We start from the raw sequence: 23149 nt of genomic DNA, 5'->3' as shown, positions 1-23149 counted from the left end.
CTGACGCCGTGGCCGAAGCCCCGCAGGTACATGTGGCCGAGGCGGTTGCCCTCGTGGTCGAGCCGGTTCAGGCACAGGTCGCCGGCCTCGCCGCCGCCGCGGGTGACCTGACGGACGTAGAGGCGCTTGTGCACTTCGTCGAAGGCGAAGGACTGCAGAACCGTCGGCTCCTTGAGCGTGCCCTTCTTCCACAGCCAGCGCTCGGCCGGTGTGGTCAGGTCGAAGCGCACGTCCGTCTTCGCCTTCATGGTCTCCCCCGGATCCTGGGGGCGCCCCCTGGCACCCCACAGGACGGGGGAGTGCCAACTCTCCTACGTCGGTTGCAAGTTCTACGGGTTATTCACAGGTTTCCGCGCTTGGCCTGCTCCCGCTCGATCGCCTCGAAGAGGGCCTTGAAGTTGCCCTTTCCGAAGCCCATCGAGCCGTGCCGTTCGATGATCTCGAAGAAGACGGTCGGACGGTCCTGGACCGGCTTGGTGAAGATCTGCAACAGATAGCCGTCCTCGTCGCGGTCGGCGAGGATCTTCAGCTCGCGCAGGGTCTCGACGGGCACGCGGGTGTCGCCGACCCACTCTCCGAGGGTGTCGTAGTACGAGTCCGGGGTGTCGAGGAACCGGACCCCGGCCGCCCGCATCGTCCGTACCGTCTGCACGATGTCGTTGGTGTTCAGCGCGATGTGCTGGACGCCGGCGCCGCCGTAGAACTCCAGGTACTCGTCGATCTGGGACTTCCTCTTGGCGATGGCGGGCTCGTTGATCGGGAACTTGACCTTGAGCGTGCCGTCGGCGACGACCTTCGACATCAGCGCGCTGTACTCGGTCGCGATGTCGTCGCCCACGAACTCCTTCATGTTCGTGAAGCCCATGACCTTGTTGTAGAAGCCGACCCACTCGTTCATGCGGCCGAGTTCGACGTTGCCGACGCAGTGGTCGATGGCCTGGAAGGTGCGCTGGGCGGGCGGCTCGACGATCGGCGACGCCGAGACGAACCCGGGGAGGTAGGGGCCCTCGTAGCCGGTGCGCTCGACCAGGGTGTGCTGGGTCTCGCCGTACGTCGCGATCGCGGCCAGGACGACCGTGCCGCGCTCGTCCTTCAGCTCGTACGGCTCGGTGACCGAGCGGGCGCCGTGCTCGAGGGCGTAGGCGTACGCGCGGCGGGCGTCCGGGACCTCGATGGCGAGGTCGACGACGCCGTCGCCGTGCTCGGCCACGTGCCGGGCGAGGAAGCGGCCCCAGTCGGTGGCCGGTTTGATCACCGAGGTGAACACGAAGCGGGCCGAGCCGTTCTCGAGGACGTAGCTCGCGGTCTCGCGGCTGCCGGTCTCCGGTCCGGAGTAGGCGACCAGCCGCATGCCGAAGGCGGTGGAGTAGTAGTGCGCCGCCTGCTTGGCGTTGCCCACGGCGAAGACGACCGCGTCCATTCCCTTGACCGGGAAGGGGTCGGCCTGCCGGGCGGTGTCGGGAGTGTGGTGTGTGTTCGCAGAGAATACGGCCATGGGCGCAGCCTCGCTCCGATGCTGCAAGCTGCGCAACAGTTTGCGTCTTCGCTGGGCAATCTGTTCAGCTGTATGCCCGTATCTGCGGGCTCTGTGTACAGGATGACCACCCTGGAAGGTGACTGTCGTGGCGATCGATCATCTGGACGGGCGGATCATCGTGCTGCTGGCGCGGGAGCCGCGGATCGGGGTGCTGGAGATGTCCCGGCGGCTGGGGGTGGCGCGCGGGACGGTGCAGGCGCGGCTCGACCGGCTTCAGTCGAATGGCGTCATCCGGGGGTTCGGTCCCGAGGTGGATCCGGCGGCGCTCGGATATCCGGTCACGGCCTTCGCGACGCTGCAGATCCGGCAGGGGCAAGGCGCCGACGTGCGGGCGCACTTGGCGACCGTGCCGGAGGTGCTGGAGCTGCACACGACGACGGGGACCGGGGACATGCTGTGCCGGCTGGTGGCCCGCTCCAACGCCGATCTCCAGCGGGTGATCGACCGGGTTGTCGGTTTCGATGGGATCGTCCGGGCCTCCACCGCGATCGTCATGGAGAACCCCGTTCCGCTGCGGATCATCCCACTGGTCCAGCAGGCGGCACTGGGGGCGCAGGCGGCGGAGGGACGGGAGACCTAGTGCCCCGGCAGGCAGCGTTTGCCCGTCAAGGAGCGGCGTCCGGTGCGTGCTCTCGGCGTGCCGGCCGGAAGTCCTCGTACTGGATGTACTTGGGCTCTCGGCCGGTGCGGCGAGATGCGTGCCGGGCGTCGCGACGGGGCGAACGTTGCCTGTTGGGGCACTAGCCATGGGGTGAGCGCACGTGACCTTCTGGGAGTACCTGGGCAACCGTCACCAGCAGCTGATCACCGACGCCTACCAGCACGCGAGCGCCGTCTTCCAGTGCATGGTCGTGGCGACCGCGCTCGGGGTCCTGATCGGCGTCGTCACCTGTCGCAGCGAATGGGCCGGCAACCTCGCCACCACGGCGACCTCGACCGTTCTGACCATTCCGTCGCTCGCCGTGATCGGTCTGCTCATTCCGGTCGTGGGGCTGGGCGTCACGCCCACGGTGATCGCGCTGACGCTCTACGGGCTGCTGCCGATCGTGCGCAACTCGATCGTCGGCCTGCGCGGCGTCGACCCGTCGCTGGTGGACGCGGCGAAGGGCATCGGGATGTCCCGGCCCGCCCGGCTGCTGCGGGTGGAGCTGCCGCTGGCCTGGCCGCCGATCCTGACCGGGATCCGGGTCTCCACGCAGATGCTGATGGGCATCGCGGCCATCGCGGCCTACGCCTCCGGCCCCGGCCTCGGCAACGTGATCTTCCGCGGGCTCGCCTCGCTGGGCAGCGCGAACGCGCTCAACCAGGTGCTCGCGGGAACGCTCGGGATCATCGTCCTGGCCCTGCTGTTCGACGCCGCGTACGTCCTGATCGGACGGCTGACCATTCCCGGGGAGCAACGCGGGGCGAGTCGCGGTGACCGGGCCGCACGGCGAGTACACGGGCGTCGTCGGCATGTGGACGCTCATGAACTCCGTGCACGAACTGCTGGAGGCCGACCTGCTCGAGGCCATGGAGGCTCAGCACGAACTGGAGGAGGCCTGGGCCCCCCAGACGCACGCCGCGCAGGAGGGCGCTGGAGGGGGGAAGAAGGCGTGACTACTCCCGAGCTGGACGAGCACCTGGACGAGGGCCTGGCGGAACCGCTGGAAGAAGCGCTGGCGAAGCAGCGGGAGACGGACGCTCCGAAGCCGCCAAGTCCCCCGAAGAGAAAGATCACTTGGCAGAAGCTGACCCTCCTGCCCGCTTTCCTCGTCGCCGTACTCCTCGCCACCTGGTTGTGGTTCGAGCAGACGGATCTGGACTCGATCTCGGAGAACGCCCTCGCGAACGGCCAGGTGTCCAAGGCGCTGTGGCAGCACGTCGAACTTACGGTGATCTCCACGTTCTTCGTTCTGATCACCGCGATCCCCCTGGGCATCCTGCTCACCAGGAAGGCATTCAGGAAAGCCAGCCCGGTCGCCATGGCGGTCGCCAACATGGGCCGGGCGACCCCGGCGATCGGCCTGCTCGCGCTGCTGGTGATCTGGCTGGGCTTCGGCCGGAAGGCGGCCCTGATCGGCATCATCGTCTACGCCGTCCTCCCGGTCCTCTCGAACACGGTCGCGGGCCTGAAGGCCAACGACCCGACCCTGCTGGAGGCGGCGCGGGGCATCGGCATGTCGCCCTTGGGCGTCCTGGCGAAGGTGGAGCTGCCGCTGGCCGTCCCGCTGATCCTGGCGGGCGTACGGACGGCGCTCGTCCTGAACGTCGGTACGGCGACCCTGGCGGCCTTCGGCGGGGGCGGCGGCCTGGGCGTACTGATCACGACCGGCATCACCAACCAGCGGATGCCGGTGCTGGTGCTGGGCTCGGTCCTCACGGTGGCGCTGGCACTGCTGGTGGGCTGGCTGGCCTCAGTGGCCGAACTGCTGCTGCGGCCGCGGGGTCTGGAGGCGGGGGCGTGAGGCAGCATCCAGGGCTCCATCGGCGCGCGGGAGGCCGTGAAGAACGGTGACGCGGACGGCATGTACGAGGACAAAGAACCCGCTGCAAAGAACTCGCTGCAAAAAACCTGTTGCAAAGCTCCCTTTGCAAGCTTACCTTTGCACGCATGCCAGTGCCTGAGGAACGGCCCACACGCGTACTCGACCCCCGCTCCCTGCGCGGCCTCGCCCACCCCCTGCGGATGCGCCTACTGAACGAACTGCGCCGCAACGGCCCCGCCACCGCGTCCCAACTCGCCGCGAAACTGGGCGAGTCCAGCGGGGCGACCAGCTACCACCTGCGGCAACTCGGTGCGTACGGCTTCGTCGAGGACGCGCCGGAGCAGGGCAAGGGGCGGGAGCGGTGGTGGCGGGCGATGCACGAGGGTGTGCAGCTCGACGAGACCCTGCTCCTGGACCCGGATCCGACGGTCCGCGGGGCCGCGGCCGTGTTCATGCACGAGCTCGCGACCGTCCACAGCCAGGAGCTCTCGACGTTCATCGCCACCAGGCACGAGTGGTCCGAGGAGTGGTACCGCGCCTCGGACATGAGCGACTGGACCCTACGGCTGACGCCCGAACTCGCCGCCGAGCTCACCACGAAGGTGCACGCACTCGTCGACACCTACCGTGCACAGGCCGTACCCGAAGGCACCCCCGAAGCCGAGCAGGTACGCGTCCACAGCCACGTCTTCCCCATCCGCACGGACTGAGAGGCCCTGCCCGATGCATCCCGAGACCCATCTCGCCCTGCACCGCGCACGCGCCGCCGAACTCCGTGCCGAGGCCGAGACCCATCGCCTCGCGGCCGAGGCGAGGCGCCGTCAGGACCTCCGTACACGCCTCGGCTGGACCCTGGTGGAAGTCGGCTTACGCCTGGCCCTCCCCCTGAAGCCGACCATGGCGGGCCTAAGAGATATCCCGTAATGCCAGGTCAGGCGTGCTTTTCTGTGGGCAGTTGCCGGTTTGTGGTCAGCCGCTGATCTCCAGTTTTCAGGTTGTGCAGGGCGGCGATGCCGGCGACAGCGTGGTTGATCCCTTCTCCCTTGCGGCGGCACTGGCGGAGGATCCGGTGGTCATTGAGGCGCGCGATGGTGTGCTCGGCGACGGCGCGGCGCTTGCGGAACCGCCGGTAGGCCCGGTCCTTGATGATCTTCCGGTCAGGCCCGCGCCGGGGCGAGCGGATCCGCTCAATCCCTTGATAACCACCGTCGCCGGAGACGCGGGGATGATCGGGCAGGGTCTTGCCGACGGTCTCCCGGAAGACCACCACATCGTTGCGGTTGCCCGGCCAGGCGTCGCCGACGACGCAACGATGCGGCGGTCGTGGGCCCGGCAGACGATCTGCACGTTCACGCTGCGCTGGTAGTTCTTCGACTTCTTCTGGTCGTGCACCGGAATGAGGGTGCCGTCCACCAGCCACCGCTCCCGCCGGTCGGTGGGCGGCGGGCCGAGCAGGGCGGCGAGGTGCGGCGCGAGGTCGGCGGTGAGCCGGTGCAACTGGCCGCGCTGTTCGCTACCGAGGCAAGTGACCAGGGCCGGTCGCACCCGCTGTCCGGGCGGTGCCGCCACAAACGGGTGAGGGCGTGCAGCTGCGGCCCGGACAGCCCCGTCCACGCCTTCAACTGAGCTGAACGGCAGGTGGCGAGGCGAAGTTCCATACAACTGACCGTAACCCGAACTGACTTCATGACGTTATGCCTGACGCTGACGCTGACGCTGACGCTGACGCTGACGCTGACGCTGACGCTGACGCTGACGCTGGACCGGGAGAGGGGGAGAGCGTGGTCAGTCGATCATCGGCTGCTCCTGCAACTGCTCCTGCTCCTGCTCCTGGGGAGGGGCGGCGGTTTCGGGGGCCGAACCGGGGTGAGGTGTGGCGGCGGGCGAAGGACGCGCCGGTGTCGGTGATCCGGCTGCCGCTGGTCGTCGGCGACGCGGATGTCCGCCGCCGGGTCGAGCAGTTGTTTTCAGCGATGTGGACGGTCAAACGTGCCCTGCAGCGTGATGCGCGGGATGTGGTGGACGCCTACTGGGCCGGTGACGTGCGGCGCGAGAGGGACGTGAAGGCCTGGCGGGCCGAACTGGGCCTGTCCCGCACCGGGCTGGAGCACCGCGCGTATCGGCATCTGGAGCGCTCGGGGTGGCTGAGCGATCATGTGTCGAAGGCGTTGGTGATGCACCAGGCCGACGAAGTGTGGGCCGGCGTGGCCCGGCACCTGCACCCGGACACATCGGGGCGGCGGGCCGGGCGCCCGAAGACCGGGACCTGGTGGGAGTACACCCGCATCCCGGGCCGGGCCCGCTCGCACACCACCGACCGCAAGTGGGAGACCTTCCGCCTGCACGGCACCCTCGCCGGACACCTGGAGGCGTTCCGCCACCCGGCGCTGGCGCCCTCGGTCACCAACCCCGCCCAGGCTGCAGGGCTTTCGCCGGGCATGCGGGTACTGGCCCAGCCGCGCCGTCTGCCCGCCCCCGCCCGGCCCACCGGAAGCGTACCCACCGGGCTCACCGACACCCGGGGGCGCCCGCGCAGCAGGGCGGCGACCTGGTTCGAGCACACCGGGCCGCTGGCCGTCGTCTTCGCCGGAGGGCCCACCGGACGCGGGGAAATGGTCCTGCCGGTACGGCTGCCGCAGGGCGTCGGACGCTGGCCCTATCTGCTGCACTACCTGAACGACCCGAGCCGGTGGCACAAGATCGACCTGGTGCGGCGGCGGGATCCGGCCGCACCGGGCGGCTGGGCCTATGAGGCCCATCTGATGGTCCTGGCCCCAGGCCACGCCTCCACCGCCACCCGTACCCGGCGCCGGCAGGCCGCCGCCCTGCAGCGCGTCGGCGGGGTGGACGGCAACGTCTCCAACCTCGCCGTCGTCTCCCTGCCCACCACCGGTGAGCCGGATGACGGGCCGGTACGCTCCTCCCGAATCACCCTGACCGAGCAGGAGCAAGACGCCCTGGCCACAGCGCGCAAGAAGGCCCGGGGGCGCCAGCGCGCCCTTGACCGTTCACGGCGCGCCACCAACCCCCAGCAGTACCAGCACTCCCGGCGTCAAAAGGCCCGCGACGAACGCCGGCAGGCACAAGGCCTGCCCCCGAAGGCCCACACCGCCCCGGCCGGACCCCGGCACACCACCGCGACCGGAGAACCTCAACAGGCCTACCACCGCGACACGGTGAGCACCGGCTACCGCAATCTGCGGGCCCGCCACAGTGCCGCGGCCGTGAGCGCGGCCGAGGCCTCCCACCACCGCGCGAAGAAGACCGCCGCTGCTCTGGTCGCCGCCCACGGCCCGAACCTGACCGTCGAGGACTGCGACATCCGCACCTGGTTCCGCCTGTGGGGCCGCGCCTGCTCCGCCACCACCCCCGGACGGCTGATCACCGCCCTCGCCGCCGAGTGCACGGCCGCCGGCGGACGCCTCCTGCGCGCCTCGACCTTCACCACCGCCCTGTCCCAGCACTGCCTGTGCGGCCGACGCGTGACCAAGTCCCTGCGCCGGCGCGCCCATCACTGTGACCCGGCCGACGGCGGCTGCGGACTGAAGGGCGACCGCGACCTGGTCTCCGCTGCCCTGGCCGCCTTCACCACCCTCACCGACCCCGACGACCCCGCCACCGCCCGCCTGGACCACGCCCGCGCCCGGGCCGCCCAGATCCTCTTCGCCCAAGGGCTGCAAGAAGCCCTGACCGAGTCAACCGCACCGAAGTCCGCGCCCTCGGGCCGGACCCGCGCGGCAGCCGATCCCCGCGGGAACACCCTTCCCCGGCAACGGACGGCCTCTGCTCGGCGAAATGCCGGACCCTGCACCGTGGCAACCCCGGATGAGACCCGACCCGCACCCCAGCGGCCCAAGGCCCACGCCGGAACGACACGACCGCACACCGGCCGCCCCCGTACACACATACGGGATAAGTCTTAGCAGCTAGGAACCGACCCCGTCCCCTTCTCCAGCGCCACCAGTGAGCTGACCGCACCCTTCAGCGTGGTCACCGGAATCAGCCGCAGCCCCTTCGGCAGCTCGGCCTTCGCATCGCCGCACTCCGCCTTCGGCACCAGGAAGACGGTCGCCCCGTCCCGCCGGGCGGCCTGCGTCTTCAGGGCCACGCCCCCGACCGCGCCGATCGTGCCGTCGGCGTCGATGGTCCCCGTACCGGCGATGGTGCGGCCACCGGTGAGGTCGCCGCCTCTGCCGTCGCCGTCGAGCTTGTCGACGATGCCGAGGGAGAAGAGGAGCCCGGCGCTGGGGCCGCCGACGTCGGCGAGCTTCAGCGTGACGTCGATGTCCTTGCCGTCGAGGTCGAGGTAGTTCAGCGCGGCCTCGGTCGCGGCGTCCTGGGACTTCCGCATCTGCTCGGTGTTGTGCCGCTCGATCTCCTTGGTGGACTGCCCGCTGGGGTAGACCGAGTCACGCGGCATGACCGCACGGTCGGTACGGAACCAGGAGTCGATCAGATCCCCGAACTGCACGTCCGCGTCCGGCCCGGTCGCCTCGATGGTCGTCATACGGAGCTGCCCACTGGTGTCCCGGGTGGGGACACCGGAAATGGTGATCACCGGGGTTCCCTTGTTCGCGCCGAGGACGTTCGCCGTCATACCGGGCTGCGTCAACGAGAACGGCAGCGGCGCGAAGGCCACCGTGGCAAGCAGAGCCACGACGGGAAGAGCGCAGACGGCGAGGGCCTGGGGGCGCGTGAGGCGAGAGAGCACGGGGTCAATCTAACGTGAGGGTGACTTCCGGCCAGGTGCCGGGAGGGCAGCCCATGCCGCCCTCCGGGCACCATCGTCAGCGCAACGCCTCCGCAACCTCCCGAGCCGCGTCCACGACCCTCGGTCCCACCCGCTCCGGCACCGCGTCCGCCAGCATCACGACCCCCACACTGCCCTCGACCCCGGTGACCCCGATCAACGGCGCCGCGGCCCCACTCGCCCCGGCCTCCAGCTCCCCGTGCGTCAGGGTGTACCCCGGCTCCCCCACCGGCTGCTGCCGCGCGGCGAGTATCGCCCGCCCCGCGGCACCCTTGTCCAGCGGATGCCGAAAGCCGGCCCGATAGGCCACGTGATAGTCCGTCCACGTCGGCTCGACCACGGCGACGGCCAGCGCCTCCGCCCCGTCCACCAGCGTCAGATGCGCCGTCGCCCCGATGTCCTCGGCCAGCGACCGCAGCGCGGGCAGCGCGGCCTCACGGACCAGCGGATGCACCTGCCGGCCGAGCCGCAGCACGCCGAGCCCGACCCGGGCACGGCCGCCCAGGTCACGGCGTACGAGTGCGTGCTGCTCCAGCGTGGCGAGGAGCCGGTACACGACGGTCCGGTTCACGCCCAGTCTCTTGGAAAGCTCGGTGACGGTCAGCCCGTGGTCCGTATCGGCCAGCAGTTTGAGGACACGTAGTCCCCGGTCGAGCGTCTGGGAGGTCTCCGCGGTCACGACGCCCACTCCTTAGTGGTGAGGTCGGCGGTCTCCTCGCGGCAGATGCGTCACCAAGTCCCGTCAGTGACGCGCCTCAGAGGCCGCCGATCGGCCCGCGGCCCGGGCTTGTCCGGACCGCGTCGCTTCACGGCTGCGCTCCGCGGCGGCGCTGCCACGGGGCGTGTGCGTAGCGGGACAGTAGCGAAGGCGGTTCGCTGAGCGGAAGGCTCCGTCCAGAATCCGGGCAGTAGCAAAGACGGAGTACTTCCGTTTGCCCCGATATGTACGGCGCGCGCACGCCGCGCGCACATCCCCCGCACACAACCCGCACGCCGCACCCTCTGGCCGGCGCACAGCGTCACCGCATCCGGGTAGCCCACTCCTGCACCTTGGCGATCCGCTGCCGCAACTGCCCCGCCGTGGCCTCGGCACTCGGCGGCCCGCCGCACACCCGCCGCAGCTCCGTGTGGATCACCCCGTGCGGCTTGCCGCTCTGATGGACGTACGCGCTGACCATCGTGTTGAGCTGCTTGCGCAGCTCCATCATCTCCTTGTGCGAGACCACCGGCCGCCGCTCGGCGGGCAGTTCGAGCAGATCGGCCTCGGCGTCCGGCTTCTTGCGGCTGTGCGCGATCTGCCGGGCCTGCCGCTTCTGCAGCAGCAGCTGCACCTGGTCGGGCTCCAGCAGCCCCGGGATCCCGAGGTAGTCCTGCTCCTCCTCGCTCCCCGGGTGGGCCTGCATGCCGAACTCGGCGCCGTCGTAGAGGACCCGGTCGAAGACGGCCTCGGACTCCAGCGCCTCAAAGGCGAACTGCTCCTGTTCGCCGGTGTCCTCGTCCCGCTCCTTGTTCGCCTCCTCCATCTCCTTCTCGGACTCGGCGTACGGGTCCTCCTCGCCGTCCTTCTTCGGCTTGTCGAGGGCGTGGTCGCGCTCGACCTCCATCTCGTTGGCGAAGGTGAGGAGGTCGGGGACGGTCGGCAGGAAGACGGAGGCGGTCTCGCCGCGCCGCCGGGACCGTACGAAACGGCCGACGGCCTGGGCGAAGAAGAGGGGCGTGGAGATGGTGGTGGCGTACACCCCGACGGCGAGCCGCGGTACGTCGACGCCCTCGGACACCATCCGTACGGCGACCATCCACCGGTCGTTGCTGCCGCTGAACTCGTCGATCCTGCTGGACGCGCCGGCGTCGTCGGACAGCACGAGGGTCGCCTTGGTACCCGTGATCTCACGGATGAGCTTGGCGTAGGCCCGGGCGGAGTCCTGGTCGGAGGCGATGACGAGCGCCCCGGCGTCCGGGATGCCCTTCCTGACCTCCGTGAGCCGTTGGTCGGCGGCGCGCAGCACGCTGGGCATCCACTCACCGCGCGGATCGAGGGCCGTACGCCAGGCCTGGCTGATCGCGTCCTTGGTCATGGGTTCGCCGAGCCGCGCGGCGATCTCGTCCCCCGCCTTGGTGCGCCAGCGCATGTTGCCGCTGTAGGAGAGGAAGATGACGGGCCGGACGACGTGGTCGGCGAGCGCGTTGCCGTATCCGTAGGTGTAGTCGGCGGCCGAGCGCCGGATGCCGTCGTTGCCCTCTTCGTACGTCACGAAGGGGATGGGGTTGGTGTCGGACCGGAAGGGCGTACCGGTGAGGGCGAGGCGACGGGTGGCCGGCTCGAAGGCCTCGAGGCACGCCTCACCCCACGACTTCGAGTCACCGGCGTGGTGGATCTCGTCGAGGATCACGAGGGTCTTGCGCTGCTCGACGCGGTTGCGGTGCAGCATGGGCCGCACACCGACACCGGCGTACGTGACCGCGACGCCCTGGTAGTCCCTGCCGAGCGGCCCCGCGCTGTACTCGGGATCCAGCTTGATGCCTATCCGCGCGGCCGCCTCCGCCCACTGCTTCTTGAGGTGCTCGGTCGGCGCGACCACGGTCACCTGCTGCACGACGTGGTGGTGCAGCAGCCAGGACGCCAGCGTCAGCGCGAAGGTCGTCTTCCCGGCGCCGGGCGTGGCCACCGCGAGGAAGTCACGCGGCTGCTCCTGGACGTACCTCTCCATCGCCCCCTGCTGCCAGGCACGCAGCTTGCTGGCGGTGCCCCAGGGGGCACGGCCGGGGAAGGCGGGAGAGAGGTGATGCGAGTGCGAGGCAGCGCTGGCGGCGGTGGTAGTCACGGTCTCCGTTGGGGGGTTGGGCGGCTCGGCTACGTATGACAACCGGGCCACCCTACCGGCGCCGGGATGGTGTCAACGCTCGGACGAGGCCGGGTAACCCGTGGGTGGGACCCACGTCACAGCGAACGTGCGGCCGCTCGGTCAGCGCGCGAAGCGGGGCAACTGGGCGGCGATCTTGGACACGTCCAAGGCGCCCTGACAGACGTCCAGCACGAACTGCTCGGCCTCGTCGACGTCGAAGTCCGCGTCCAGGGGGTGCCCGTTCATGTGCAGGAAGACCCAGGTCGCATACCAGGCGATGCGCTTGTTGCCGTCGACGAGGGCGTGATTACGGGCCAGGGACTCCATCAGCGCCGCGGCCTTCTGCCATACGTCCGGATAGGCGTCCTGCCCGAACACGCTCGACTGCGGGCGCGTGAGCGCCGAGTCCAGGAGCCCGTAGTCGCGCACCTCGTCCGCACCAAGCCGCTGAGCGAGGTTCAGCAGCTCGGGCAGCGTGAGGTAGTGCATCAGGCGAGCCTCCGGTTCAGCTCGGCGCTGGCCTTCAGCACATGCTCGGCCGCCTCGTTGAACAGCCGCGAGTGCTCGTTTATGGCCGCGACCACCGCGTCGTGCGCGAAGGCCTGCATGCTGCGCCCTTCCGCCGCCGCACGCTCACGCAGGGCGTCGAGCTCTTCGTCCGTAAACCGCAGGTTCAGTCCAGCCATGCCTCGACGGTACTACGTGGTACCAGTCGGTGTCACTGCGGCATCACTCAGCGGGCCCCGCAACCGCGTGGCCACCCACGCCCCCGCCAACGCCACCCCCGCCATCGGCAGGAACACCGCGGCGAACGCCCCCGGATGCGACCCGGCCGCCTCCGTCGCCGCATGGCTCACCGCGCCGCCGCCCAGCGCGGCGAACGCGGCACCCCCGATGGACAGCAGCACGACATTGGACAGTCCGTCGGAGATCTGGAGGGACGCGGAGTTGGTACCGGCCTCCTCCGGGGCGGAGAGGTGGAGCAGGAGCACGCTGGTGGAGGAGATCACCAGGCCCATCCCGAAGCAGCCGAAGCCCCAGGCGACGGCGACGGTCCAGACGGGCACGGAGTCGATCAGCACGCTCGGCGCGGCCGCGATGGACACGGCCACCAGCAGCATCCCGGCCGTCACCAGCCGCTCCCGGTACGGCTCCACCCGCGGCCGCGACTGCACCCACGACCCCAGCGCCCACGTCCCGCCACCGGCCGCGAGCGAGAACCCGGCGAGCGTCGGCGACAGCCCCCGCTGGGTCACCAGCATCAACGGCACGAAGGACTCGGCGGAGATGAACGCCCCCGAGGCGACCCCGCGCAGCAGCACGACCGACGGCAGCCCGCGCGCCGCCCGGTACGTCCCGCGCGGCAGCAGCCCGAGCACGGCCGGCACGAGCAGCGCGACACCGACGGCACCCGGCACGAGGGACAGCGGCCGCAGATCCTGGGCGGCGTACTGCAACAGCCCCGCGCCGAGGGAGATCCCGAGGGCAAGCCGAATACGCCGCCGGTCAAAGGAGGCGCCACCGCCGACCCCCTCGACCGCACCGCCGGCCCGACGCCGTATCTGCGGCAGAGCGAGCGCCAGCGGAAACACCACAAGCACCGGAATCCCGACGAACACCCACCGCCACCCCAGATGCTCGGTCACCGCCCCCGCTCCGAGCGGCCCGACGACCGACGGCACGACCCAGCTCGCCGCGAACGCCGCCATGATCGCCGGCCGCAACGGCTCCGGATAGGCCCGCCCGATCACGACGTACAGGGCGACGATGACCAGCCCGCCCCCCAGCCCCTGCACGGCCCGCCCGGCGATGAGCAACCACATGTCCGTCGCGGTCCCGGCGAGCAGCAGCCCCGCAGCGAAGGCCCCGATCCCCGTGGTGAGCGCCCCGAGCGGCCCCCGCCGGTCCGACCACTGCCCCGCGAGCACCATCCCGAACAGGCTGGTGGTGAAGTACCCGGAGAAGGCGAACGCGTACAACGCCACCCCGTCCAGCTCCCGCGCGGCGACGGTCATCGCCGTCCCCACCGCGGTGGCCTCGAACGCGAACACCAGCACAACGGAGACGATCCCGACACTGAGCGCTCGATAAGGCCGACTCAACACACCCCCCTCTTCTGGGAGGGACGGCAGGTCAGGGCTCTCCGCGACGCCGGTGTCGCGTGGTTCCAACGGGGTCATGCGGGCCAGCGTAAGCCCCACAACCCACTTTGACCCCTGTCCAAAGCAGGCCTCGGTCTGCGACCTTGGTCGTACGAACCGTCGTGGGCGGCACCCCAGTAAGAGACGAACATCTGTGGGTCGAACTCCCCGTCGGCGCGGGAGTGTACGAGCACCTCGGACTCCGTTTCGGAACATGAAGGGTGTGGAAGCGAGTTACGTGGGTTCGAATCCGGCCACGGCCTCTACCGCCTTGACCAGGCAAAACCGGGAAGCACCGGTGCATCGGTCAAGACCGGCCGCGGCTCCGCGACTACAGCTGAGCCGCCTCAGTCCAGGCAGAACTCGTTGCCCTCCGGGTCGGTCATGACGATGAAGCCGGAGCTCATCGGGGGAGCGGGCTCGTGGCGACGTACCCGCGTCGCTCCCAGCGCAACCAGCCGGTCGCACTCGGCCTCCAGCGCCGCCATCCGCTCCTCCCCCTGCAGTCCGGGAGCCGCGCGGACGTCGAGGTGGACGCGGTTCTTGGCGACCTTGTCCTCCGGCACCTGCTGGAAGAACAGCCGTGGACCGTGCCCCTCCGGGTCCTCGATGGCCGATCTCGTGTTGCGCTGCTCCTCCGGTACGCCGATCCGCGCGAGGAAGTCGTCCCACGCGGCCAGCGGGTCGGCGTCCGCGGGGAGATCGGCTCCGGGCGGACCCGGGTGGACGTAGCCCAGTACGTCGCGCCAGAAGGACGACAGCGCGCGCGGGTCGTGGGCGTCGAAGGTGACCTGGAGGTGGCGGCTCATCGGGGTGCTCCGTTCGTAGCGGCTTTCGTGTGCAGGCGGAGGTCGCGCAGCAGGCAGCCGGAGCACTGCTCGCGCAACGTCCGGTTCCAGTCGAGCTCGTCCGCGGCCATGGAGCCACCGTGACATCCCTGGCGGACAGGATCGGTCCGCTATTTCTGGGAGGGTGGGCGGCATGGACGCGGCAAGCGGTAACGAGCGGGGTACGACGGAGCGGGTGCTCACCCTGCTCGGGCTGCTGCAGCAGCGCCAGGTCTGGACCGGCCCCGAGCTCGCCGAGCGGCTCGGGGTCACGCCGCGCACGGTACGGCGTGATGTCGAGCGGCTGCGCACGCTCGGCTATCCGGTGCATGCCGGCCAGGGTGTCGGCGGCGGCTACCGACTCGGCCCGGGGCAGGACCTGCCGCCGCTGCTTCTCGACGACGAGGAGGCGATCGCCACCGCGGTCTCGCTGCTCGCCGGCGCGGGTGGCGCGGGTGGCGGCGCCGGCGACGCCGCGCTCCGGGCGCTGACCAAGCTCGACCAGGTGCTGCCCACCCGGCTTCGGCACGAGGTGCGGGCGCTCTCCGGCTCGGTGGAGTCCTTTGGCGGAGGCCGCACGCCGGTCGACCCCGAGGTGCTCATGACGCTGGCCAGAGCCTGTCGCGACGAGGTCGAGGCTGGCTTCGACTACCCGTCCGGACCGTCCGGGAGCGAGGTGCGACGTCGGCGGGTCGAGCCCTACCGCCTGGTCACCTCCGACCGGCGCTGGTACCTCCTCGCCTACGACCTCGATCGCGACGACTGGCGCAGCTTCCGCGTCGACCGGATGACCGACGTGTCCGCACGGACCTGGCGCTTCCGCCCGCGCGCGGCGCCCGACGCGGCGACGTACGTGCAGGAGGGTGTGGCGAGCCGGGTCTACCCGCACCAGGCACGCTTCCTCGTGCACGCGTCGGCTGACACGGTGCGCGCGCAGATCCCGGCGTCGGCAGCCCTCGTTCGACCGCGCGGGAGCGAGCTCTGCGAGGTACTCAGCGGCGCCGGCAGCCTCGACTACGTGCTCATGCACGTACTCCTGCTGGGGCACGACTTCGAGGTACTCGACCCTCCGGGGCTCGGAAGGCGCTGTCGCGCGCTGGCGCAGAGGCTGCTGTCGGCCGGTGCAACGGTCTCACCTGTGCCGGACATGGGTGACGGCCACGTGTGACTGGAGCAACCGCGGCGACGGCTCGAAGCCGTGCCGGGTGTACGCCGGGATCGCTAGGGGGGAGGAATGGACCGTTACGCGTTCCACGCCCAGGTCGCTCGCCGCAGCCAGAGTGGCCTCGATCAGACGGCCGCCCAGGCCCTCGTTCCTCGCCTCCGGGACCACGTAGACGCACTGGACGTCGGCGGACGCCCGGTTCAGTGCGTATGGCGTCGGGACTCGGGGCAGGAGCGCAAGCCAGGCCATGCCAATGATCTCCGTGTCGCGGAGCAGGACCATGCAGCGGTGAGAGGACTCATTGTCCTTCGCCCAGGTGACGAACTCGCTTATGAAGTCCGCGCATTCCGTGGCAGGCGGGGTGGCGTCCTGCTCCGTGATCCACTGCCGGCGGAGGGCTGCCACCGCCGCCAACTCGTCCTGCTTCGCCGGGCGGATGGTGATGTTGCCCATCGGGGCATTGTGCTGCCGCGCGATCACCTCCCGCCCGTGGATTTCAGAGCACCCCACCCGCCTCGTCCTGGAACAGCTCCGTCCAGTAGTGCCAGTCGCCCTTGCCCGTCCTGGTGCCGGTCACGTCGATCGTCGACAGGACCTGGAGCATCGTCATCGCCAGCTGGTCGTACGCGTCCGTCGTCAGCTCGCCCGTCAACTCCTCGTCGATCGCCTTCTCCCGGTGCAGCATCCAGAGGGTGAAGGCGAGGGTCGAGACGTCCGTGTTCAACGGGTACAGCTTCGCCTCGGGCTCGCTCCAGTTCAGGATCGCGCCCGTCTCGCCGTCCACCACCAGGCAGTTGTCCTCGATGAGTCCGCCCAGGCGTATCAAGTGATCGGGCCGGGAAGGGAGTTCGGTCGAACCGGCGGCGTCCGCGTAGTGCTCGGTCAGCGTCGGGAGCGGGACCTCCGTGTCCAGGGCGAAGAGGAAGCCGTCCTCCGGGAGACCCACCTCGCGCAGGAAGCGGCGGGTCGGTTCGTGGGTGAGTGTCGTGGGGAAGTCGACGTCCTCGTAGCGCACGACCTTGCCCCGGCCGAACTCCTGGTCCAGGAGCCGCAGTGGGAGGTCCAGGGCCAGGCCCGACACTCCGGCACGGCCGGCCACCAGGGACAGGGGGCGGATCAGGGCCGCCATCTTCCAGAACGGCGGCAGCTCGCCGTCCGTTCCCTCCTCGAAGATCGCCAGCAGTTGCCCGGAGGCCTCCGCCACCGCCTTCGAGCCGTACCGGCCTACGTACGAGGCGAACTGGCCTCGCAACGCCGCCAGTTCGTCCGTCGCCGCCGCGAAACGTACGAGAGTGGCCAGCGAGGGCGCCAGCGGGCGGCGGTCCATCAGGTCCGGGCGGTCGTGCAGGAAGTACGTCGTCGAGATCTCCCCCGTCTCGCCGTCGAGCAGAACCGACTCCGTCTCCATGCCTCCGGGGCCGAGCAGCCCGCCTATCACCAACTGGTCCCGCAGCTCCCCCGCCAGCCGGTCCTCGGGGTCGCCCGTCGTGTCCGCCACCGTCCGCAGGCCGTCCTCGCTCAGCGCCGCGAAGGTCAACACGCCGCTGTCGCCCGGCAGTCCGGGCCCCGTCAGCCACCGCCGCGTCGACGCGTGTGTGACGTACGGATCCAGGTCCGCCTCGGTCAGAGTGATCGCCGTACCTCCGGCATAGGTCGTGCTCATGGGCTCCCCCAGCTCCCCCGCATGTGCTTGCTCACAATCCCCGGTCCCAGTCCCCAAATCCCGGTCCCAGTCCCAGTCCCCAGACCAGACCTCAGCCCCCAGACGTCAGTCCCCAGACCTCAGTCCCCGGACCCAGGCCTCAGTTCCCGGGCAGGAAACGGCCCGCCGGCCTGCTGGCCAACCACCAGGTTCGGCAGCCATTCCCACTGTCCAGAACACTACGCGCCACCACTGACAACGCCCCGGACCAGCACCAACGCCCGCCCCTGAAGACGCTCAGACCACCCGCGCGCGTTCCCGCCCCGCCAGAATCGCCTCCACGGTCTCCCCCACCGTCAGCTCCGACGAGTCCACCCACAGCCCGATCCGCGGCGTCCGTGCCCGCAGCGCCCCGTCCAGCGCCTCGACCGTCCAGGCCCCGTACCCCGTCTTCGCCCGCCCCGCCTCCCGCGCCACCACGACCTCGGGGCCCGGCGCCAGGACGACCACACAAAGCGGGCGGGTGCGCACCAGGCCCACGTACGCTGCCAGGTCCTCGCCCAGCACCACGTCCTGCACCACCGCCGTGAAACCGGCCTCCGCGTATGCGTCCGCCGTCGCCGCCGACAGCCGGTACCGCAGCCGGAGCTGGGCCTCACCCTCGCCGCCGGCGTCCGCACCGGGCTCGTACTCCTCGCGACCCGAGACGATCATCCGCCGGAAGACATCACCGCGTACATGCGCCGCCCTCGGCAGCCGCTCCGCCAGCGCCTGCGCGACCGTCGACTTGCCCGCCGCCATGACACCGGTGATCAGCACGACCCCACGCATCACGTCAGATACACGCCACCCAGCACCACAACAACCGCCGCGAGCGGGAACACCGCGATCCACACCGCCGACTTGCCCACAGTGGGCGGCGGTTCACATCGCGGCTCCTCGGTCACTGTGCCGTCACCACCGCCGCCTGCGGGCGGATCGGGAGGCGGTTCACGGGGCGGCCCGTCGCCGCCCGCACCGCCGACGCGATCGCCGCCGGGGAGGTGACCACCGGTACCGCGCTCGCCGCCTTCGCACCGAAGGGGGCGACGACGTCGCGCTCCTCGACCAGTTTCACGATCCGGATGTCGGGGGCGTCCAGGGCCGTCGGCAGGGAGTAGCCGGTGAGGTCGGGGTGGCGGATCAGGCCGCGTGCCGTGCGGAGGTTCTCGGTGAGCGCGATGCCCACGCCCTGGGTGACGCCCGCTTCGATGCGCGCCGACAGCTGAGCGGGGTTGAGGACCCGGCCCACGTCCTGGGCGAGCGCCAGTTCCACCACCCGTACCGAGCCCAGTTCGATGTCCACGTCCACCACCGCGCGGATCGCGCAGAAGGCCATGCCCACGAAGGCGTCGCCCTGGCCGGACTCGTTCAGCGGCTCGGTGGGGTGCGGGCGGCACTGGGCCGTGGCCCACAGTTCCTTGCCGTCCATCGCCTCGGTGACGGTGGTCGACAGGACGCCGTCGTACGACGTGATCTTGCCGTCGGTGATCTGCAGCAGTTCGGTCGACATGCCGAACTTGTGCGCCAACGGCTGGAGCAGCTGCGTGCGGACCATCTTCGCCGCGCGCTCCACCGCGCCGCCCGACACCCAGGTGTGACGGCCGCGACAGCCCGCGCCGGCCGTCGGCTGGTCGGTGTCGACCGGGGCGACGTGCACCTCGTCGATGCCCAGCGTCTCCTGGACGATCTGCCGGGCCAGCGTCGTGAAGCCCTGGCCCGTCTCGACGGCCGCGCACAGCACCGTCGCCACGCCGTCCTGGACCTTCACCGTCGCCGTGGAGACCTCGTCCGCGCCCTCGGCGCCGAGCATGTGCACCATGCCCAGGCCGTAGCCCACGCCCCGGCGCACCGCGCCCGGTTCGCCCGCGCCCTCGGGGCCGCCGGGCAGCAGCCACTCGTCCTCGGGCGTGTCCTTCGGCAGCGGCGGCAGCGGGAAGTCCCTCACCGCTTGCAGGAGTTCGGCCACGGGGGCCGGGCAGGTCACCGTCTGGCCCGTGGGCAGCACGTCGCCCGTCGCCATGACGTTGCGCAGGCGCAGCTCCGCCGGGTCGATGCCGAGTTTCTTCGCGAGCTTGTCCATCTGCGCTTCGTAGGCCGCGCAGACCTGCATCGCGCCCTCGCCGCGCACATGGCCGGACGGGGGGTTGTTGGTGCGGACCGCCCAGCCTTCGATGAAGGCGTTCGGGACGACGTACGGGCCGCAGGCGAAGGCCACCGCGGCGGCCAGGGCGTCGGAGGACGTGTCGGCGTACGCGCCCGCGTCGAGCAGGATCTGTGCCTCGACCTTCACCAGCTTGCCCTCGGCGTCCGCGTGGTGGCGGTAGCGCAGCAGGGTGGGGTGCCGGTGGGTGTGGCCGAGGAACGACTCCTCGCGCGTGGCCGTCAGCTTCACCGGGCAGCCGGTCTGCAGCGCCAGCAGGCCGAGCGGGACCTGGAAGCCCTGGTCCTCGCGGTCGGCGGTGGCGCCGGGGACGCCGGTCACCACGATCTTCACCTGCTCGGGTGGCAGGCCGTAGCAGGCGGCGGCCGTGTCACGGTCGGCGTGCGGGTCGGTCGACGCCAGGTAGAGCTCCACGCCGCCGTCGGGGCGCGGTACCGCGAGGCCCGCCTCGGCGCCGATAGGGGCCGGGTCCTGGCGGCCGATGCGGTACTGGCCCTCGACGACGATCTCGCCGGCCGCCCCCGGGTCGCCGTGGCTGAGCGGGATGTGCCGGATCAGGTTGCCGTCGGGGTGCAGCGGCTCGGCCTCGAAGGCCTGCTCGGGGTCGGTCACCGGGTCGAGTACTTCGTACTCGACGATGACGGCGGCCGCGGCCATGCGCGCGGTGTCGGGGTGGTCGGCTGCGACGGCGGCGATGGGCTCGCCGTGGTGGCGTACGACCTCGGAGGCGAACACCGGGCGGTCGGGCTTGCCGCGGCCGCAGCGCGGGCTGCCGGGGACGTCCTCGTGCGTGACGACGGCCCGTACGCCGGGCATCTCGCGCGCGTGGGAGGTGTCGATGGACACGATGCGCGCGTGCGCGTGCGGGGAGCGCAGTACGGCCGCCCACAGCAGGCCCTCGGCCCACAGGTCGGCCGCGTACGGGAAGGTGCCCTCGGTCTTGGCGCGGGCGTCGGCGGCCGGCAGGGCGACGCCGAGGCCGTGCGGGATCGGCTCGGGGGCGGGTGCTGCCTCCGCGGCTGTGGTCGCGGTGGCGGCTTCGTTGCTCACGCCTGGCCTCCGTCCTGTCCGTACACCTGGTCATGCGAACGCGGCGGATCCATGGCTCCGGGTGCCTCGAACGCCGACGGGTTGACGCCGCCGGCCCCGGGGCCCGCCTGGTGAGGGATACGCGCCTCGTCGCCGTCCTGTTCGGCCTCGTCGCCCGCGGCGTGTGCCTCGCGTTCGGCGACGACCTCCTGGACGGCCGCCACGACGCCCCGGTAGCCGGAGCAGCGGCACAGGTTGCCGCACAGCGCCTGGCGGGTCTCCAGTTCGGTCGGCGCCGGGTTGCCCTCCAGCAGGTCGTGCACGGTCATCGCCATGCCGGGCACGCAGAAGCCGCACTGCACGGCGCCGCACCGAGCCAGCGCGCGCTGCACGTCCGACGGCTGTCCGTCGACGGCCAGGCCCTCGACCGTACGGACCTCGCTGCCGGCGGCGGTCACGGCCGGTACCAGGCAGGAGGCGACCAGGCGCCCGTCGACCTGGACGTTGCAGGCCCCGCACTCGCCCTGCGAGCAGCCGTCCTTGGCGCCCGCGAGGCCGAGGCGCTCGCGCAGCACGTAGAGCAGCGACTCGCCGATCCACGCGTCGGTGACGGGGCGGTCCACGCCGTTGACGCGCAGGACGTAGGAGGCGAGGGGGTGTTCCTCGCCCGGGTACGCGGCGGGCTGCTCCTCGGTGGCCTCCGGTCCGGGGTCCGGGGCGGATTCCGGTTCCGCTTCGGCGTCCGCTTCCGGGGCGTCCGGGGCGGGCTCCGTGGGAGGCTCGGCAGGGGTCTCAGCGGCCTCTGCGGGGGCCGGGGCATCCAGGGCGTCCTCGGGTGCCCCATCGGTCGCGGGAGCGGGCTGTACGGCCTCCGGGGCGGGGCCGGCGGAGGGCTCTGGCGGCGACTCCGCGTACGGCTCCGCGACGGCCTCCGCACGCGGCGCGGGCACGTGCGCGTGTGCCTGCGCCTCCTGACCGGGCGTCACGTGCGCGTGCCCGTCCGGGCCGGACCTGTCCTGCGCGGGCGCCTGCTCGCCGCCGTGCGTGCCGCCCTGCTCGGGCGCGTGCAACGCCTCCGCCTGCTGTCCCCAGGGCTGTCCTGGCGCCTGTGTCGCCCAGGGCGCGGGCGCGCCGCCGGGCAGCGTGGCCGGGGGTGTGCCGCCGCCCCACTGCTCGACGAGCGAGGATGTGGTGAACTCGCCCGATTCGTCCGGAAGATCACCTCCGGCGACGGGAATCGACCACTCGCCGGTCACGTCGTGCCCGGGTGCGGGAGCGGGCTCCTGGGGGGCCGAGGTCTCCGAGAAGTTCCACTGCTGGGTGGCGCCGGGTTGGTACGTGAACCGGTCGTTGCCGGCGCCCTGGGGCACGGCGTTCGGGTCCGGCCACTGCGTGCCCTCGGCGGGCGCGGCCCAGGTGCCGGCGGCCGCCGGGTCTGTGCCCTCGGGAGCGGCCGCCAGCTGCGGCGGCACATAGCCGTGGCCCCGCGCGGCGAGCGGGGTGTCCGAGGAGGCCAGGAGGGCGTCGACGCCCCCTTCGGGGAGTTTCACGAAGGCGGTGGCGCCGTCGTCGTAGTCACCATGGGGCAGCGGGTCCCAGCGGCCCGCGCCCTGGGGCGCTCCCTCTCCGTGCTGGTCGTCGGTCACGACAGCGCCCTCCCCAGTGCTCGTCGGGCCAGTGCGGCGACGGTGCGCCGCAGGTGCAGTACGGCGGGCGGATGCTGCGCTACGGAGCCGTCCTCGGCCGGGCCCGGGTCGGGGATGCAGGCCACGGCGACGTACTCGCCGAAGGCGTTCAGCGCCTCGGGGACGATCGCGCGGTTGTTGTCCCAGTCGATCAGCCGGGCGACCCACTGCTCGGCATCCAGGGGCCTCAGCGGCAGGGGCGCTATGGCACCGACGGCGCACCTGACTCCGCGCCGGGCGGGGTCGAGGACGAGCGCGACGGACGCCATGGAGCGGCCGGGGCCGGTGCGGCCGGTCGCCTTGAGGAAGACCTGCGGGGCGTGCAGCAGCGGCACGCGCACGAAGCCGATGAGTTCACCGGCCCGCAGCATCTCCATGCCGGCCAGCAGATGCGACACCGGGATCTCCCGGCGGGCTCCGCCCGGGCCCGCGATGATCAGCGTCGCCTCCAGGGCGGCCAGCACGGGCAGCGCGTCCCCCGTAGGGGCGGCCGATGCGATGTTGCCGCCGAGCGTGCCCGCGTTGCGGATCTGCGGCGGGCCCGCGGCGCGCGCCGACGCGGCGAGCGCCGGAATCAGGGCCGCGAAGTCGGGGCGGCCCATCCGCGCGTGAGTGAGGCCCGCGCCCAGCAGGGCGTGGCCGTCCTGGTACTGCCAGCCGCGGATCTCGCTGATCCGGCCGAGGCCGACCAGCGCGGCGGGCCTGAGCTGTCCCGAGTTGACGGCGGCCATGAGGTCGGTGCCGCCCGCGACGGGCACGGCGGCCGGCGTGGCCGCGAGGGCCGCCACGGCCTCGTCCAGCGTCGTGGGCAGCGTGACGGCCTGCGCCGCCTGCGGTGCGTGCGTGGTCAAACCGGCTA

At 71.4% G+C, this 23149-nt stretch carries 22 protein-coding genes and 3 pseudogenes; 9 read left to right on the top strand and 16 right to left on the bottom strand.

The genetic code is table 11. From position 1 onward, the window contains the following. Nucleotides 1-50: 50 nt before the first annotated feature. Nucleotides 51-248, bottom strand: a pseudogene (locus AQJ91_RS57835) (Teichoic acid biosynthesis protein C (Precursor)); the annotation flags it as partial. A 92-nt stretch (nt 249-340) separates the two neighbouring features. After that, the gene (gene hppD / locus AQJ91_RS25390) at nt 341-1495 is read right to left on the bottom strand and encodes a 4-hydroxyphenylpyruvate dioxygenase (RefSeq protein ID WP_067026055.1); all 1155 of its coding nucleotides are present in this window, start codon (nt 1493-1495) and stop codon (nt 341-343) included. Nucleotides 1496-1622: 127 nt separating this feature from the next. On the opposite strand from hppD, the gene AQJ91_RS25385 reads away from it, so the two are divergent. The 6 genes and pseudogenes from AQJ91_RS25385 to AQJ91_RS25370 all read left to right on the top strand — a co-directional run bounded on the left by AQJ91_RS25385 (nt 1623) and on the right by AQJ91_RS25370 (nt 4929). Beyond that, nucleotides 1623-2117 carry an Lrp/AsnC family transcriptional regulator gene (locus AQJ91_RS25385; RefSeq protein ID WP_067026053.1) on the top strand — a complete coding sequence of 165 codons (495 nt, stop codon included), beginning with the start codon at nt 1623-1625 and terminating at the stop codon, nt 2115-2117. Nucleotides 2118-2298: 181 nt separating this feature from the next. Continuing rightward, nucleotides 2299-2943, top strand: a pseudogene (locus tag AQJ91_RS49965) (ABC transporter permease); the annotation flags it as partial. Further along, nucleotides 2936-3136: pseudogene (locus AQJ91_RS55975) on the top strand (polyamine ABC transporter ATP-binding protein); the annotation flags it as partial. The pseudogenes AQJ91_RS49965 and AQJ91_RS55975, both read left to right, overlap by 8 nt. A gap of 23 nt (nt 3137-3159) precedes the next feature. Further along, the gene (locus AQJ91_RS25380; RefSeq protein ID WP_407696912.1) at nt 3160-3984 is read left to right on the top strand and encodes an ABC transporter permease; all 825 of its coding nucleotides are present in this window, start codon (nt 3160-3162) and stop codon (nt 3982-3984) included. 146 nt (nt 3985-4130) lie between these two features. Further along, nucleotides 4131-4715 (top strand): ArsR/SmtB family transcription factor, encoded by a 585-nt coding sequence (locus AQJ91_RS25375; protein WP_067026050.1) that lies wholly within the window; start codon nt 4131-4133, stop codon nt 4713-4715. Between the two features lie 13 nt (nt 4716-4728). Further along, on the top strand, nt 4729-4929 hold the full coding sequence (locus AQJ91_RS25370) for a hypothetical protein (protein WP_067026049.1): 201 nt from the start codon (nt 4729-4731) through the stop codon (nt 4927-4929). A gap of 7 nt (nt 4930-4936) precedes the next feature. On the opposite strand, the gene AQJ91_RS25365 is transcribed toward AQJ91_RS25370, so the two are convergent. Further along, nucleotides 4937-5275 carry a transposase gene (locus AQJ91_RS25365; protein WP_159054650.1) on the bottom strand — a complete coding sequence of 113 codons (339 nt, stop codon included), beginning with the start codon at nt 5273-5275 and terminating at the stop codon, nt 4937-4939. 116 nt (nt 5276-5391) lie between these two features. Between AQJ91_RS25365 and AQJ91_RS53780 the strand changes: the two genes are divergently transcribed. Both AQJ91_RS53780 and AQJ91_RS25355 read left to right on the top strand, forming a co-directional pair. After that, nucleotides 5392-5631, top strand: a complete 240-nt coding sequence (locus AQJ91_RS53780) for a hypothetical protein (protein ID WP_159054649.1) — start codon at nt 5392-5394, stop codon at nt 5629-5631. A gap of 272 nt (nt 5632-5903) precedes the next feature. Continuing rightward, nucleotides 5904-7928, top strand: coding sequence for a transposase (locus tag AQJ91_RS25355; RefSeq protein WP_067026045.1), 2025 nt, complete (start codon nt 5904-5906; stop codon nt 7926-7928). On the opposite strand, the gene AQJ91_RS25350 is transcribed toward AQJ91_RS25355, so the two are convergent. The 7 genes from AQJ91_RS25350 to AQJ91_RS25320 form a co-directional block, all read right to left on the bottom strand. Then, a complete protein-coding gene (locus tag AQJ91_RS25350; protein ID WP_067026043.1) occupies nt 7925-8716 on the bottom strand; it encodes a S16 family serine protease in 792 nt (263 codons plus the stop codon). The genes AQJ91_RS25355 and AQJ91_RS25350 overlap by 4 nt on opposite strands. Before the next feature lie 76 nt (nt 8717-8792). After that, nucleotides 8793-9434, bottom strand: coding sequence for an IclR family transcriptional regulator (locus tag AQJ91_RS25345; protein WP_067026041.1), 642 nt, complete (start codon nt 9432-9434; stop codon nt 8793-8795). Between the two features lie 340 nt (nt 9435-9774). Beyond that, nucleotides 9775-11577, bottom strand: a complete 1803-nt coding sequence (locus AQJ91_RS25340) for a DEAD/DEAH box helicase (RefSeq protein ID WP_067026035.1) — start codon at nt 11575-11577, stop codon at nt 9775-9777. A gap of 141 nt (nt 11578-11718) precedes the next feature. Beyond that, nucleotides 11719-12087 (bottom strand): type II toxin-antitoxin system death-on-curing family toxin, encoded by a 369-nt coding sequence (locus AQJ91_RS25335; protein ID WP_067026033.1) that lies wholly within the window; start codon nt 12085-12087, stop codon nt 11719-11721. Continuing rightward, complete coding sequence (locus AQJ91_RS25330) at nt 12087-12284, bottom strand: hypothetical protein (RefSeq protein WP_060892904.1); 198 nt, start codon at nt 12282-12284, stop codon at nt 12087-12089. Before AQJ91_RS25330 ends, AQJ91_RS25335 begins: the two co-directional genes overlap by 1 nt. Before the next feature lie 12 nt (nt 12285-12296). Then, nucleotides 12297-13778 (bottom strand): MFS transporter, encoded by a 1482-nt coding sequence (locus AQJ91_RS25325; protein ID WP_067026192.1) that lies wholly within the window; start codon nt 13776-13778, stop codon nt 12297-12299. 308 nt (nt 13779-14086) lie between these two features. Beyond that, a complete protein-coding gene (locus AQJ91_RS25320; RefSeq protein ID WP_067026032.1) occupies nt 14087-14548 on the bottom strand; it encodes a VOC family protein in 462 nt (153 codons plus the stop codon). A 172-nt stretch (nt 14549-14720) separates the two neighbouring features. Here AQJ91_RS25320 and AQJ91_RS25315 point away from each other — a divergent pair, with 172 nt between their 5' ends. Continuing rightward, the gene (locus tag AQJ91_RS25315; protein WP_067026030.1) at nt 14721-15734 is read left to right on the top strand and encodes a helix-turn-helix transcriptional regulator; all 1014 of its coding nucleotides are present in this window, start codon (nt 14721-14723) and stop codon (nt 15732-15734) included. On the opposite strand, the gene AQJ91_RS25310 is transcribed toward AQJ91_RS25315, so the two are convergent. The 6 genes from AQJ91_RS25310 to AQJ91_RS25285 form a co-directional block, all read right to left on the bottom strand. Next, nucleotides 15699-16184, bottom strand: a complete 486-nt coding sequence (locus AQJ91_RS25310) for a GNAT family N-acetyltransferase (protein WP_067026190.1) — start codon at nt 16182-16184, stop codon at nt 15699-15701. The two genes, AQJ91_RS25315 and AQJ91_RS25310, sit on opposite strands and share 36 nt — an antisense overlap. A 43-nt stretch (nt 16185-16227) precedes the next feature. Next, nucleotides 16228-17394 (bottom strand): SUKH-4 family immunity protein, encoded by a 1167-nt coding sequence (locus AQJ91_RS25305; RefSeq protein WP_067026029.1) that lies wholly within the window; start codon nt 17392-17394, stop codon nt 16228-16230. Between the two features lie 276 nt (nt 17395-17670). Then, entirely contained in the window at nt 17671-18204 is a 534-nt protein-coding gene (locus AQJ91_RS25300) for an AAA family ATPase (protein WP_067026027.1), read from the bottom strand. Nucleotides 18205-18316: 112 nt separating this feature from the next. Further along, nucleotides 18317-20626 (bottom strand): xanthine dehydrogenase family protein molybdopterin-binding subunit, encoded by a 2310-nt coding sequence (locus AQJ91_RS25295; RefSeq protein ID WP_067026024.1) that lies wholly within the window; start codon nt 20624-20626, stop codon nt 18317-18319. Beyond that, on the bottom strand, nt 20623-22251 hold the full coding sequence (locus AQJ91_RS25290) for a 2Fe-2S iron-sulfur cluster-binding protein (protein WP_067026022.1): 1629 nt from the start codon (nt 22249-22251) through the stop codon (nt 20623-20625). The genes AQJ91_RS25295 and AQJ91_RS25290 overlap by 4 nt, the downstream gene beginning before the upstream one ends. Continuing rightward, nucleotides 22248-23141: an FAD binding domain-containing protein gene (locus AQJ91_RS25285; protein WP_067026021.1), complete on the bottom strand. Its 894-nt coding sequence runs from the start codon at nt 23139-23141 to the stop codon at nt 22248-22250. Before AQJ91_RS25285 ends, AQJ91_RS25290 begins: the two co-directional genes overlap by 4 nt. Nucleotides 23142-23149 lie beyond the last annotated feature (8 nt).

This window comes from Streptomyces dysideae, from assembly GCF_001514305.1.
Classification (GTDB): domain Bacteria; phylum Actinomycetota; class Actinomycetes; order Streptomycetales; family Streptomycetaceae; genus Streptomyces; species Streptomyces dysideae.
The sequence above is the reverse complement of the archived record's forward strand: the minus strand, read 5'-3'. Positions and strand labels throughout refer to the sequence as shown.

Excerpts from the sequence above, each read along its gene's own strand:
- hppD (WP_067026055.1), bottom strand. The coding sequence starts at position 1,495 with ATGGCCGTATTCTCTGCGAACACACACCACACTCCCGACACCGCCCGG.
- AQJ91_RS25315 (WP_067026030.1), top strand. The coding sequence starts at position 14,721 with ATGGACGCGGCAAGCGGTAACGAGCGGGGTACGACGGAGCGGGTGCTC.
- AQJ91_RS25370 (WP_067026049.1), top strand. The coding sequence starts at position 4,729 with ATGCATCCCGAGACCCATCTCGCCCTGCACCGCGCACGCGCCGCCGAA.
- AQJ91_RS25335 (WP_067026033.1), bottom strand. The coding sequence starts at position 12,087 with ATGCACTACCTCACGCTGCCCGAGCTGCTGAACCTCGCTCAGCGGCTT.
- AQJ91_RS25375 (WP_067026050.1), top strand. The coding sequence starts at position 4,131 with ATGCCAGTGCCTGAGGAACGGCCCACACGCGTACTCGACCCCCGCTCC.
- AQJ91_RS25325 (WP_067026192.1), bottom strand. The coding sequence starts at position 13,778 with ATGACCCCGTTGGAACCACGCGACACCGGCGTCGCGGAGAGCCCTGAC.
- AQJ91_RS25330 (WP_060892904.1), bottom strand. The coding sequence starts at position 12,284 with ATGGCTGGACTGAACCTGCGGTTTACGGACGAAGAGCTCGACGCCCTG.
- AQJ91_RS25320 (WP_067026032.1), bottom strand. The coding sequence starts at position 14,548 with ATGAGCCGCCACCTCCAGGTCACCTTCGACGCCCACGACCCGCGCGCG.
- AQJ91_RS25300 (WP_067026027.1), bottom strand. The coding sequence starts at position 18,204 with ATGCGTGGGGTCGTGCTGATCACCGGTGTCATGGCGGCGGGCAAGTCG.
- AQJ91_RS25305 (WP_067026029.1), bottom strand. The coding sequence starts at position 17,394 with ATGAGCACGACCTATGCCGGAGGTACGGCGATCACTCTGACCGAGGCG.
- AQJ91_RS25310 (WP_067026190.1), bottom strand. The coding sequence starts at position 16,184 with ATGGGCAACATCACCATCCGCCCGGCGAAGCAGGACGAGTTGGCGGCG.